9 protein-coding genes are annotated in these 12,324 nt (G+C 71.6%); 3 read left to right on the forward strand and 6 right to left on the reverse strand.

Annotation, left to right across the window (positions count from 1 at the left end; genetic code table 11):
- Window positions 1–19: 19 nt before the first annotated feature.
- Window positions 20–1,330, reverse strand: coding sequence for a peptidase MA family metallohydrolase (locus tag Ahu01nite_RS35280; protein WP_203841058.1), 1,311 nt, complete (start codon window positions 1,328–1,330; stop codon window positions 20–22).
- A 21-nt stretch (window positions 1,331–1,351) separates the two neighbouring features.
- Window positions 1,352–3,010, reverse strand: a complete 1,659-nt coding sequence (locus Ahu01nite_RS35285; protein WP_203841059.1) for an FAD-binding dehydrogenase — start codon at window positions 3,008–3,010, stop codon at window positions 1,352–1,354.
- Window positions 3,011–3,092: 82 nt separating this feature from the next.
- Here Ahu01nite_RS35285 and Ahu01nite_RS35290 point away from each other — a divergent pair, with 82 nt between their 5' ends.
- Complete coding sequence (locus tag Ahu01nite_RS35290) at window positions 3,093–4,178, forward strand: PucR family transcriptional regulator (RefSeq protein WP_203841060.1); 1,086 nt, start codon at window positions 3,093–3,095, stop codon at window positions 4,176–4,178.
- On the opposite strand, the gene Ahu01nite_RS35295 is transcribed toward Ahu01nite_RS35290, so the two are convergent.
- The 3 genes from Ahu01nite_RS35295 to Ahu01nite_RS35305 all read right to left on the reverse strand — a co-directional run bounded on the left by Ahu01nite_RS35295 (window position 4,175) and on the right by Ahu01nite_RS35305 (window position 8,737).
- Window positions 4,175–6,898, reverse strand: a complete 2,724-nt coding sequence (locus tag Ahu01nite_RS35295; RefSeq protein ID WP_203841061.1) for a putative bifunctional diguanylate cyclase/phosphodiesterase — start codon at window positions 6,896–6,898, stop codon at window positions 4,175–4,177. The two genes, Ahu01nite_RS35290 and Ahu01nite_RS35295, sit on opposite strands and share 4 nt — an antisense overlap.
- A gap of 139 nt (window positions 6,899–7,037) precedes the next feature.
- Window positions 7,038–7,841, reverse strand: coding sequence for an ABC transporter permease (locus Ahu01nite_RS35300; protein ID WP_438874853.1), 804 nt, complete (start codon window positions 7,839–7,841; stop codon window positions 7,038–7,040).
- The gene (locus tag Ahu01nite_RS35305) at window positions 7,838–8,737 is read right to left on the reverse strand and encodes an ATP-binding cassette domain-containing protein (RefSeq protein WP_203841062.1); all 900 of its coding nucleotides are present in this window, start codon (window positions 8,735–8,737) and stop codon (window positions 7,838–7,840) included. Before Ahu01nite_RS35305 ends, Ahu01nite_RS35300 begins: the two co-directional genes overlap by 4 nt.
- Before the next feature lie 154 nt (window positions 8,738–8,891).
- Between Ahu01nite_RS35305 and Ahu01nite_RS35310 the strand changes: the two genes are divergently transcribed.
- Window positions 8,892–10,172, forward strand: a complete 1,281-nt coding sequence (locus Ahu01nite_RS35310; RefSeq protein ID WP_203841063.1) for a sensor histidine kinase — start codon at window positions 8,892–8,894, stop codon at window positions 10,170–10,172.
- A complete protein-coding gene (locus tag Ahu01nite_RS35315; RefSeq protein ID WP_203841105.1) occupies window positions 10,169–10,864 on the forward strand; it encodes a response regulator in 696 nt (231 codons plus the stop codon). The genes Ahu01nite_RS35310 and Ahu01nite_RS35315 overlap by 4 nt, the downstream gene beginning before the upstream one ends.
- 26 nt (window positions 10,865–10,890) lie before the next feature.
- Here Ahu01nite_RS35315 and Ahu01nite_RS35320 read toward each other — a convergent pair whose 3' ends face one another.
- On the reverse strand, window positions 10,891–12,102 hold the full coding sequence (locus tag Ahu01nite_RS35320) for a dipeptidase (RefSeq protein WP_239159377.1): 1,212 nt from the start codon (window positions 12,100–12,102) through the stop codon (window positions 10,891–10,893).
- Between the last annotated feature and the right edge of the window lie 222 nt (window positions 12,103–12,324).

Raw genomic sequence — 12,324 nt, forward strand, 5'->3', positions numbered from 1 at the left:
TTCGCCGTGTCCGGGAGAGTCAGGCGTTGCGGACCTGGGCGGTGCATTTCTTGTCCACCTCCGGCCACGGCTTGCCGAACGCCGAGCGGGAAGCGCCGTCCATGCCCGTGCCGTTCTGGATCGCTCCCTGGAAGAACGCGAGCGTCGGCTCCTTGCCGTAACGCTGGAAAAGGCAGTTCAGCGCGTAGTAGCCGACCGCGTAGCGCCCGCTGGCGTCGCTGGTCGTCGCGTCGCGGGCGGGTGGGGTGACCACGACCGTGGTGAGTTCGTGCCGGCTGAGGAAGCGGTGCAGGGCCGCCTTGTTGTCGCGGTCCGACGCCCCGGCTGCCTGCTGGTCGACGTAATCAGCCATGCCCTCGACCAGCCACCACACGTCGCGCCTGCCGTAGTAGTCGTTGGAGCGCAGCGTGGACACGTGGGCCAGCTCGTGGCGCAGCAGGACGTCCGTGAAGCTCGAGGTCAGCTGGTCGGCGTGGATCTCGACCTCGATCCGGTCGCGGGCCGTCGGGTAGGCGGTGCCCGCCACCCAGCTGCCCGGGTAGCCGCAGTACCAGAGCCGCTCCGAGCGGGCGTCGGAGACGAACACCCGGTAGCGGTCGACCGTGCCGGAACCGACCTTGTAGCGGTCAGCGAGCGCGGCGGCGGCCTCAGCCCGGCGGGACAGGTCCGCGAGCCGCCCCCGGTACTGCAGCGGAACCGCCACCAGGGTGCGCTTGCCGACCTGGGCGACCAGCTCCGTCGTCTCCCACGGGCGGGTGAAGAGGGTGGGCTGGGTGGAACAGTCGAAGCAGTACGAATCGCGGTCGTGAACCTTGAGCGCGACGAGCTCGACGCCCGTCGCGGTCTCCTTCCACTCGGAGTCGAGCACGGCCTCGTCGACGGTGCAGTCCTTCTCCACGAGGCAGATGTCGGCGAGGTGGACGACCCGCCAGGACCCGGGCTTGCCGGCGATCGCGAACGGCTGGCCGTCGACGCGCTGGTCGAAGCGGGTCACCCGCAGCGCTCGAAGGGTCCGGAAGCGGCGCTGCAGCTCGGCCCTCAGGGTCTTGTTACCGGGCTGCGCGTGGGTGGCGAAACGGTCGAAGTCCCCGGCGAGCAGTCCCGCGGTCTGGTCACGCAACGCCGCAGCGGCCTCCTGCGTCACCCACTCCTGGTGCGCGGAGGTCGGCGCCCCCGCGGTCGGTCTCGGCAGGGACGCCGGGACCACGACGGTCGAGGGCGCCGCCGCAGCCGGCGCCGGGGTGTTCTCAGAGGGCCACAAGACGACCGTCGCCACGCCGGAAGCGAGCACGACGACGATCCCCAGGGTCCACAGCAGACGCGATTTCATCGACCGGGAGCATAGCGGCGGTCAGCTCACGGCGGCTGCTGCGGCTCGGCCGGCGGTGCGGCCGGAGAAGATGCAGCCGCCGAGGAAGGTGCCTTCGAGGGAGTTGTAGCCGTGCATGCCGCCGCCGCCGAAACCCGCTGCTTCGCCGGCTGCGTACACGCCGGGCAGGGGGGTGCCGTCGGGGCGCAGGACGCGGGCGTCGAGGTCGGTCTGGAGGCCGCCGAGGGTTTTGCGGGTGAGGATGTTGAGGCGGACGGCGATCAGGGGGCCGGCTGCGGGGTCCAGCAGGCGGTGCGGGGTGGCTACCCGGACGAGTTTGTCGCCGCGGTAGCGACGGGCGCCGTTGATGGCGGTGATCTGGGCGTCCTTGGAGTACGGGTTGGTGATTTCGCGGTCACGGGACTCGACGATCCTGCGTACCGCATCGAGGTCGAGAGCGGGACCACCCGACGAGGCCGCCAGCTTGTTCATGCCTTCGACCAGGTCTGGCAGGGTGTCGGCGAGGATGAAGTCCTCGCCGTGCTGTTTGAAGGCCTCCACCGGCGGGGTGGCCCCCGGCCGGATCCGCTTGAGCACGTCGCGCACGCTCTTGCCGGTCAGGTCGGGGTTCTGCTCGGAGCCCGAGAGCGCGAACTCCTTCTCGATGATCTTCTGGGTGAGCACGAACCAGCTGTAGTCGTGGCCGGTGCCCATCAGGTGCTTCAGCGTGCCCAGCGTGTCGAAGCCCGGGAAGAACGGGGCCGGCAGCCGTTTGCCGGTCGCGTCGAGCCACAGCGACGACGGGCCCGGCAGGATGCGGATGCCGTGGTCCGGCCAGATCGGGTCCCAGTTGCGCAGGCCCTCGGTGTAGTGCCACATCCGGTCCGGGTTGATGATCCGGCCGCCGGCCGCCTCGGTGATGCCCAGCATCCGGCCGTCGACGTGCGCGGGGACGCCCGCCACCATCCGCTTCGGCGGGGTGCCGAGCCGGGCCGGCCAGGCCTTGCGGACCAGCTCCGGGTCGCCGCCGATGCCACCCGAGGTGACGATGACCGCGTGGGCGGCGTACTCGAAATCCTCGGCCTCCACCCGCGAGCTGGACACACCACGGGGCACGTCGCTGGCTTCCAGGACCTTCCCGCGCACCCCGGTCACCGCCCCGGCCGAGGTGACGAGCTCGTCGACCCGGTGCCGGAACGCGAACGTGACCAGGCCCTTCTCCGCCGCCGCGCGTACCCGTCGCTCGAAGGGCGCGACCACCCCCGGGCCGGTCCCCCAGGTGATGTGGAAGCGCGGCACCGAATTGCCGTGACCGTCGGCAGCGGCACCGCCACGCTCCGCCCAGCCCACCACCGGGAAGAAGCGCAGGCCCATCGCGTGCAGCCAGGACCGTTTCTCCCCGGCCGCGAAATCGACGTACGCCTCAGCCCAGCGCCGCGGCCATTCGTCCTCGGGGCGGTCGAACGCGGCGCTGCCGAGCCAGTCCTGCCACGCCAGATCGTGCGAGTCCTTGACGCCCATGCGCCGCTGCTCGGGCGAGTCGACGAGGAAGAGCCCGCCGAACGACCAGAACGCCTGACCACCGAGGCTCTGCGGGGGCTCCTGATCGAGCAGCAGCACCTTTTTGCCCGCGTCGGCCAGCTCGGCGGTGGCGACCAGTCCGGCCAGCCCGCCACCCACCACGATCACATCTGCGTCCATCCCCCCAAACTAGGCACCGGGGTGCCAATATGATGCTCCCCCGGCACACAAAAGCAGCGCGTGTTTATCACCGAGGTGACAAGTGTTTGACAGCGCGACGATCAGCGAACGACTCCTGCGGACCATCCGCACGCAGATGAGCGCGCAGGGCAGGTCACTGACCGGCGGCCAGGGCCGCGGCCTCACCCTCGGCGTGGAGACCGCCGCCGACGCGTTCGCCCACCTCGTCGCCGACCCGGCCCACAACCTCGGGCCCGCCCGCGCGGTCTTCACCCGGCTCGGCCGCACCGAGTTCCGCGAGGGCCACCGCGTCGACGCCCTGCGCGCGATCCTGACCGTCGGCGCCCGCGACCTGTGGGACTACCTGACCACCCTCGACCTGCCGCCCCGGTTGCTGTACGGGCTGGCGTCCACCCTCTTCGGCTTCGTCGACACGCTCGCCGGCGCCGCGGCCCAGGGATACCTCGACGAACAGGAGAGCCACGGGCGCGACTGGGACACCACCCGGCGCAGGCTCATCACCCTGCTCGTCCAGCCCGACCCGCCCGGCGCCACCGTCCTGCAGGCCGCCGCGGACGCCGCGCGCTGGCCTCTGCCCGCGACGGCAGCCGTGATCAGCGCCGAGGGCACGGACGGCGCCAACCTCAGCCGCACGGCGGGCCACGGCACCGTCGCCACGGTCATCGACGACGCCACCGTCATGATCGTCCCGGCGCCGGAGACCCCCGGGCGGCTCACCCATCTCGGTGCGGTTCTGCTGCGCCGGCATGCCACTCTCGGCCCGGCCGTGCCGCTGGCCGCGACGCGGGAGTCGTACCGGCTGTCGCGGCGCGCGCTGCGGATCCTGCCGGGCGCCGGGCTGCAGCGCTGCGACGACCATCTCTTCGACCTGGTCACCGGCTGGGAGCCGGGCCTGATGGATCGGTACGCGGCCACGTGGCTGGCCCCGCTCTCCTCGTTACGCGCACCGGAGCGGGAAACCCTGCACGCCTGGCTCCGGGCGCAGGGGCAGGTGCTGGCGACCGCGGAGGCGCTGCACGCCCACCCGCAGACCGTCCGTTACCGGCTACGCAAGATCAGGCAGGTCCTCGGCGGCCTGCTCGACGACCCCGACGCCCGGCTCCACCTGCAGCTGGCGCTCGCCCACACCCTCCCTAGAGCGTCCTAGGAGGCTAGTGCGAGCTTGGTCAGGCCCTCGTCGAGGACGCGTCCCGCCTCGGCGGCCGGCAGTGGGCGGGACAGGTAGAAACCCTGCGCCAGGTCGACCTGGAGATCGCAGAGCACGCCCAGCTGCACGGCGTCCTCGATGCCCTCGGCGACCGTGGTCATGCCGAGGCTGCGGCCCAGCCGGACGATCGTGCGGACCAGCGCCTCGTCCTCGCGGTCCCCGCCGAGGCGGTCCACGAACGAGCGGTCGATCTTCAGGATGTCCATCGGGTAGCGGCGCAGGTAGGCCAGTGACGAGTAGCCCGTACCGAAATCGTCCATGGCGAGGGTGACCCCCAGCGCCTTGAGCCGGTGCAGCTGGGTGAGATTCTCGTCGGTGTCGGTGAGCAGGACGCTCTCGGTCATCTCCAGGCACAGCCGCTCGGCCGGCATGCCCGTCTCGGCGAGCACCTCGGCGACCATCGCCGACAGGTCTCCGTGCTCGAACTGGCGGACCGACACGTTGACCGCCATCTTCAGCGGGCGGTCCCCCGCCGCGCCCCACGCGACCGCCTGGCGGCAGGCCTCGGTGAGCACCCACCGGCCCAGCGGCACGATCAGGCCGGTCGCCTCGGCGATGCCGATGAAGTCGAGCGGCGACACCATGCCGCGCACCGGGTGCTGCCAGCGGACCAGGGCCTCGAACCCCACGATCTCGAACGTCCGCAGGTCGACGGTCGGCTGGTAGTGCAGGACCAGCTCGTCGCGGGTGAGCGCCACGCGCAGATCCGCCTCCAGCTCGAGACGCTCGACGAGCCCGGCCAGCATCGCCGGGTCGTAGGCGGCGAGGCAGTCCCCGCCGGCCGACTTGGCGCGGTACATAGCCAGGTCCGCGTTGCGGATCAGCGAGTCGAGGTCGGCGGCGTCCTCCGCGCAGGCCAGCCCGATGCTCGCCGACGTGCGCAGTTCCCGCTCGCCGACCAGGAACGGCTCCTGCAGGGCGGCGACGATCCGCTCGGCCACGATCTCGGCGTCCCGCCGCGCGGTCGGCGACGACTCCACGACCACACCGAACTCGTCCCCGCCGAAGCGCGCCACCGTGTCGCACTCCCGGACGGCCTTCAGCAGCCGCCCCGCCACCTGGATCAGCAGCTGGTCGCCGACGGCGTGACCCAGGCTGTCGTTGATCTCCTTGAAACCATCGAGATCAATAACCAGGATCGCCACTTCACGGGTACGCGTACCGCCCGCGACCGCTTCCGTGACCCGCTCGGTGAACAGCGCCCGGCTCGCCAGCCCGGTCAGGCTGTCGTGATACGCCTCGTGCACCAGGCGATCCTGCAGCTCCTTCGCGTCGTGCACGTCGCGCGTGTTCAGCACGAGCCCGCGTACGCCCGGATCGTCCAGCAGGTTGGTCATGGTCATCTCCGCCAGCCGGATCCGGCCGTCGGCGTGCTGGACGGGAAGCTCGAAGACCATCGCCTGTCCCGGCGCACCGAGCGCGTCCACGAGCGCGGCCCGCAACTGCGGCAGCCCGTCCGTCTCCACGATGTCGACCAGCCGGCGGCCGATCAGCATCTCCGCGGGCCACCCGAAGATCTTCTCGACCGACTCGCTCTGATACCGGATGGTCGAGTCCGTCTCGATGATCGCCACCGAGTCGGAGCTCTGCTGCACCAGGGCCCGGAACCGCAGCTCGCTGGCGCGCAACTCCTGCGTGCGGGCGCCGACCCTGCGCTCCAGGTCCCCCGTGAGCTGCCTGTTCTCCAGCAGGGTGAGCAGCTGACGGGCGACGATCAGCAGGATCAGCACCGACCGGGAGCCGGAGTAGAACGCGTCGACGTGCCCGGTGAGGGCGTAGAACACGACGCTGCAGACCAGCGCGGTGACCACGGCGACATACGGCACCAGCACCGCGAACGGCTGCCCGGCGAACTCCCGGACCGGGCTCGTGCGCCGCTGCGGACGGCGCCCCGGGGCCGGCTCGGGACGGCGGGCGGCCAGCAGGACCAGCCCGAAGCAGAGGAACCAGCCCGTGTCGAGCCAGCCCCCGGAGGCGTACGCGCTGTGCAGGGCGAGGTATGCGTACACACTGTCGGCCACGCCCACGACCACCATGGCCGCGCCGATCAGCATGAGCGGCCCGTAGTCCTGCCCCTCGCGGCGCAGCTGGGCGAGCATGTACAGCACGACGGTGATCAGGACGACATCACCGATCGGGTACGCGAGCAGCACACTCAGCGCGAGCGCCGAGTCGGCGCCGGTCTCGATCAGCGGGTGCAGCACCGCGATCCAGCTGATCAGCAACAGCGAGCTGGCGATCATGAGCCCGTCGACCACGCTGCGGACCCGGTTGGCCAGTGACTGACGGGTCACCGGGATGAACAACAGTCCCAGCGTGATCAGCGGGACCATGCCGAGGTAGCCCACGTCGGCCAGGCCCGGGGAGGCCACCACCTGGCGTTCGACGGTCTGCACCCACGTCCAGACCGTCTCGCCGAACGCGTACGAGACACACCCCAGCCCGATCCCCGCCCAGGCCACCCTGGTGCGTCCCCGCCGCCGGGCAGCGCGCACGAAACAGGCGCTGCCCGCGGCAACCGTCATCAGCAGCGACGCGACGTTGGAGACCGCCTCGGTGGCCACCTCGCCGCCCGGGGCCAGCAGCATGACGGCCGCGAACCCGGCCACCAGGAGCGCGACGGCCACGGTGCAGGAATTCCGGCGCAGGATGCCGGTCATCGCACGCCCTCCCCACGCCGGATCACGGTGCCGTGCGGCACGCCTTGTCAGACGAGATCGGGCAGGCAGCGGGTCATCTGAGAGGATTCGCCGGAGACCTCGCAAAGTCGCCGGCCAACCCCTCTCCGTAATGGGACGGTCAGTTCACCTCGCGGCGCAGGACCCGGACCGTTCCCGCTACCAGCGGCAGGAGAATCCAGACCGCTGCCGACACCGCGAGTCTCCCCCACTCACCGGCGCCCATGTCCGGCTCGCTCAGCGGCGTCGAGGTCATGTTGATGTCGATCCACTCCGCTGCCGTCGCCAGCCACTTCACCAGCGACGAGAGCACCGTCCAGGCGGTCGGGATCGCGAAGAAGAGCACGATCGCCAGCGGGGAATTCATCAGCAGCGCACCGAACGCCGAGCCCATCAGGACGAAGATGACCTGGTTGAGCAGGAGCCGCCCGGCCTGGTCGGCGGTGAGGTGCCAGCTGCCGTCCCCGCCGATGCCGATCGCGATCAGGTTCGCCGCGGCACTCAGCGCGGCCGCTGCCACCGTGGCGGCGACGGCGATGAGGACGCAGGCCAGCAGTTTCGCCAGGATCACCCGGCCCCGCTCGGGCACCAGGGTGAACGTCGTCAGCGCCGTGCGCTGCGACCACTCGCTGGTCATCGACAGGATGCCGAGCACCGGGAGCAGCACACTCGCCGGCAGCAGCGCGAACGCCAGCAGCGGCTGGAACGCCTGTTCCTCTCCCGGCGCCGCCAGGAGCATGATCGCGGCGGTGGCGGCCCCGGCCAGGCCGATCACCACCAGCATCCAGAACCCGGAACGCGTATCCGCCAGCTTGCGCAGCTCCACGCGGGTGAGTGTCACCATCGAGATCCTCCCCGCGCGCTCGCCCGGCTCGGGGCTCGCGACACCGGCCGGAACGGTCTGCGGACTCTGCACGGCGGTCATCGGACTGCCTCCTTCACCGAATCACCGGCGGTCAGGGTCAGGAACATCTGCTCGAGCCCGCCGCTGCCGGCCGGCCGCAGCTCGAGGAGCACGAGCGCGGCCTGAGCGGCGGCCCGCCCGATGGTCTCCGCATCGGCCTGCACGACAACGCTCCCGTCGGCCGACGTCACAGCGGTCAGTCCCGCGCGGGAGAGCACCGCGTCGAGTGCCGCCGTGTCGAGCGCCCTGACGACCGTGCCCGAGGCTGCCAGCAGTTCGTCCTTGTCGCCCTGGGCGACCACCCGGCCGCCGCCGATCACCACCAGCCGGTCCGCGACCGCCTCCACCTCGCGGAGCAGATGGGACGAGAGCAGCACCGTGCCGCCCCGGTCCGCGAAGTCGCGCAGCAGACCCCGCATCCAGAAGATCCCCTCCGGGTCGAGGCCGTTGGCGGGCTCGTCGAGGATCAGGATGCCGGGATCGCCGAGCAGCGCGTATGCCAGGCCGAGCCGCTGGCGCATGCCGAGCGAGTAGGCCTTGACCCGCCGTTTGGCGGCGGTGTTGTTGAGCCCGACGCGTTCCAGGCTCTCGCCGACCCGGCGGCGGTCCAGGCCCTGGGTCATCGCGGCGAGGGTCAGGATCTCCCGCCCGGTCCGTCCGGCGTGCTGCGCGGACGCGTCGAGCAGCACACCGATGCGCCGCCCGGGGTTGGCCAGGCGCTGGTAGGGGCGGCCGTCGATGGTCGCCGTGCCGGAGGTGGGCGCGGTCAGCCCGCAGATCATCCGCATGGTGGTGGACTTGCCGGCCCCGTTGGGACCCAGGAAGCCGGTCACCGTGCCGGGTTCGCAGGTGAACGACACGTCGTTCACGGCCGGGTGGGCCCCGTACCGTTTACTCAGGTGGTCAACCGAAATCATGCGCCGAGCCTGCCGGGACCGGCCGGTTGCCCGCGACGGCCATCAGTCTTTCCCGGCGCCTACCTTGGTCTACGGGTCCGGCAGACCGAGGTTACGGCAATCCGCGACTTTGGTCGGTATCGGTGCCGATCCCGCCCGACCTACCATGACGGGCATGGGAGAACTGGCGGTACACCCGGCGGCAGGGCCGTCCGGATCAGGGCCGTCCGAATACAGCTTTTTACTCCCGGCTGCCCTGCGCGACCAGCCGGTCGGCCAGGGCGGCCCGCGCTCCATGCGCGACTGGTTCGTCGACGCCACCTGCTTCCTGCTGAGCCTGGTCTGGGCGCTGCTCTGCACGGGTGACCTCTTCAGTGCCGAGCCGTCCATGATCGGCCAGTGGGCGGGAACGCCCACGTGGCTGATCTGGACCGACCTGTTCCTCGGGGTGCTGTGCTCGGTCGCGCTCTGGTGGCGGCGCCGGTGGCCGGTGGCGTTCGCCGTCCTGATGCTGGTCCTCAGCCTGGTGTCGGTCACCGCCGCGGTCGCCATCCTCATCTCCCTGTTCACGGTGGCGGTGCACCGGACGTTCGTGACGGCCCTCTGGGTCGGCGCGGCGGGGTTCGTCACCAACGCGGTGTTCTGCGTGGTGCGCCCCGAGCAGGGCGGCACGTTCGTGGAGTCGCTCGTGTGGGGAATCGTGTTCATCATCATCGTGCAGCTCTGGGGGATGACCGTGCGCGCCCGCCGCCAGCTGGTGGTCTCGCTGCGCGACCGCGCCGAGCGCGCCGAGTCCGAGCAGCGGCTGCGGGTGGCGCAGGCCCGTGCCCTCGAACGCACCCGCATCGCCCGCGAGATGCATGACGTGCTCGCCCACCGCATCTCCCTGCTCAGCCTGCACGCCGGGGCACTCGAGTTCCGGCCCGATGCGCCCCCGGCCGAGATCGCCGGGGCGGCCGGCGTGATCCGGGCCAGTGCCCACCTGGCCCTGCAGGACCTTCGCGAGGTGATCGGGGTGCTGCGCGAGTCGACGGACGACTCCGCCCCGGAGCGGCCCCAGCCCACGCTGCGCGAACTGCCCGCCCTCGCGGCGGAGTCCCGGGCGGCCGGCGTGAAGGTGCGCCTCGACGTGGCGGTCGACGAGGACCAGCAGATGCCGGTCGGCACGGGGCGCACGGCGTACAGGATCATTCAGGAGGGCCTGACGAACGCCCGCAAGCACGCCCCCGGCACCGCGGTGAAGGTCGCGGTCGGCGGTGCGGCGGGTGCGGGGCTCACCATAGGCATCCGCAACCCGGCGCCGGTCGCACGGCCCGTCATGACGATCCCCGGAACGGGCACCGGTCTGATCGGCCTGGCCGAGCGGGCCACCCTCGCGGGCGGGACCATCGCCCACGGTCACGACACCCAGGGCGACTTCGTCCTGGAAGCCTGGCTCCCGTGGCCGCCCGCATGACCGTGCGGGAGCGGGGGACGGCGCGAGCCCCGGGATCGGAGCCGATCCGGGTGCTGATCGTCGACGACGACGCGCTCGTCCGGGCCGGGCTCTCCATGATCCTGTCGGGGGCCGGTGACCTCGAGGTGGTGGGCGAGGCGGCGGACGGGTCGGAGGTTCCCGGGGCGATCGCCGCTCACCGGCCGGATGTGGTGCTCATGGACATCCGCATGCCGCGCGTGGACGGGCTGGCGGCCACCGAGATACTGCGGGGGCTGGCGGGATCACCCGAGGTGATCGTGCTGACGACGTTCGACGCCGATGAGTTCGTGTTGCGGGCGTTGCGGGCGGGGGCCAGCGGATTCCTGCTCAAGGACACGCCACCCGCGGCGATCCTGGACGCGGTCCGCAAGGTGGCGGGCGGCGAGGCGATGCTCTCCCCCACGGTCACCCGGCAGCTGATCGCCCACGTCGCCGGCCCCGGCCAGAATCCCGGTCGTCGTCAGGCACTCACCATGCTCGGCTCCCTGAGCGAGCGCGAGCGGGACGTCGCGCTCGCCATCGGGCAGGGCAGGTCGAACGCGGAGATCTCCCAGGAGCTCTTCATGAGCGTGGCCACGGTCAAGGCCCACGTCTCCCGGCTCCTCGTCAAGCTCAGCCTGAACAACCGCGTCCAGGTCGCCCTCCTCGTCCACGACGCGGGCCTGGCCTAGCGCCGGCATCAGAGGGCGGTCCGGCATCAGAGGGCGGTGGGCCACATGGGTTCGGCGGCGTGGTTCTCGGATTCCCGCAGGACGCGCAGGATGTTGCCGCCGGTGAGTTTGGCCAGGTCCTGGGGGGTCCAGCCGCGGGAGGAGAGCTCGAGGAGCAGCCGGGGATAGCCCGAGACGTCCTCGAGGCCCTCGGGAAGAAGGTCGCAGCCGTCGTAGTCGCCGCCGAGTCCCACGTGGCCGGGGCCCGCGACCTCACGAATGTGGTCGATGTGATCCGCGACCTGGGCGATGGTGGCGGTGGGGCGGGGGTTGGCCGTGAGCCAGGGGGCGAAGGCGGGTGGCACGTCGTCACCCCAGATGCCCTTGCCGGGCGGGTCGGCGACGAGGTCCTCGCCGGGGCGGGGAGCCCGGGGCCATTCGTAGGGGGCGGGGAGGTCCAGGCGGGCCCATTCCTCGTCGGCCGCCGCGGCCCAGGCCTTGACCTCGGAGGAGACGAAGGGCGGGACGAAGGTGGCCATGCAGACGCCGCCGTTGCCGGGGAGCCGGGACAGGACGTCGTCCGGGACGTTGCGGCGGTGGTCGCAGAGGGCCCGGGCGGAGGAGTGGCTGAAGATGATCGGGGCGGTGGCCACGTCCAGGGCGGCGTGCATAGTGGTGGCGGCGACGTGGGAGAGGTCGACGAGGACGCCGATCCGTTGCATCTCCGCGACCACGGCGCGGCCCTCGTCGCTGAGGCCGCCGGCCGCGGGTTCGTCGGTGGCGGAGTCGGCCCAGGGCGTGTTGTGGTTGTGGGTCAGCGTCACGTAGCGCACGCCGAGGCGGGCGAAGGCGCGCAGCACGCCCAGGGACGAGGCCAGGCTGTGGCCGCCTTCGATGCCGATCAGCGAGGCGATGCGGCCCGAGGCGATCGCCGCGGTGACGTCGTCCGCGGTGAACGCGATGGCCAGGTCACGGGGGTAGGCCCGGACCAGGCGGTAGACGGCGTCGACCTGTTCCATGGTGGCGGCGACGGCCTCGGGTTCGGTGAGGTCCGACGGGACGTAGACCGACCAGAACTGGCCGCCGACCCGTCCCTGGCGCAGGCGGGCGATGTCCGTGTGGAACTCCGGGCGGTTCGCGGCGAGCCCGGCGACCCGGTAGCCCGCCTTCGCGCGCAGCGCCATGGGGAGGTCGTTGTGCCCGTCGATGACCGGCATGGCGGCGAGGGCGGCGTCGACGACGGGCGAGAGGGGTTCCACGGAGCCTCCTGGAGTTGATCAGGGCCTGCGAAGCATATGACCGGAACTGCCCAGGTGCCCGATATCCGCGGCCGGGAAATCCTCAAGTCCCGCCGAAAGGCTCATCCGCAACCTCCGCGCACCCTCGCAGAACCGGCCCGCGCTCCCCCCGTCCCGGAATCTTCACCGCATGCCCGGCCGGAACGCCGGGCGCCTTGCCCGGCCGGAACGCCGGGCAAAAGC

It is taken from the genome of Winogradskya humida, assembly GCF_016862215.1.
Classification (GTDB): Bacteria; Actinomycetota; Actinomycetes; order Mycobacteriales; family Micromonosporaceae; genus Actinoplanes; species Actinoplanes humidus.

What these genes read in the sequence shown, in the direction of transcription:
- Ahu01nite_RS35280 (WP_203841058.1), bottom strand. Translation starts at nt 1,330, where the DNA reads ATGAAATCGCGTCTGCTGTGGACCCTGGGGATCGTCGTCGTGCTCGCT.
- Ahu01nite_RS35285 (WP_203841059.1), bottom strand. Translation starts at nt 3,010, where the DNA reads ATGGACGCAGATGTGATCGTGGTGGGTGGCGGGCTGGCCGGACTGGTC.
- Ahu01nite_RS35295 (WP_203841061.1), bottom strand. Translation starts at nt 6,898, where the DNA reads ATGACCGGCATCCTGCGCCGGAATTCCTGCACCGTGGCCGTCGCGCTC.
- Ahu01nite_RS35300 (WP_438874853.1), bottom strand. Translation starts at nt 7,841, where the DNA reads ATGACCGCCGTGCAGAGTCCGCAGACCGTTCCGGCCGGTGTCGCGAGC.
- Ahu01nite_RS35305 (WP_203841062.1), bottom strand. Translation starts at nt 8,737, where the DNA reads ATGATTTCGGTTGACCACCTGAGTAAACGGTACGGGGCCCACCCGGCC.
- Ahu01nite_RS35310 (WP_203841063.1), top strand. Translation starts at nt 8,892, where the DNA reads ATGGGAGAACTGGCGGTACACCCGGCGGCAGGGCCGTCCGGATCAGGG.
- Ahu01nite_RS35315 (WP_203841105.1), top strand. Translation starts at nt 10,169, where the DNA reads ATGACCGTGCGGGAGCGGGGGACGGCGCGAGCCCCGGGATCGGAGCCG.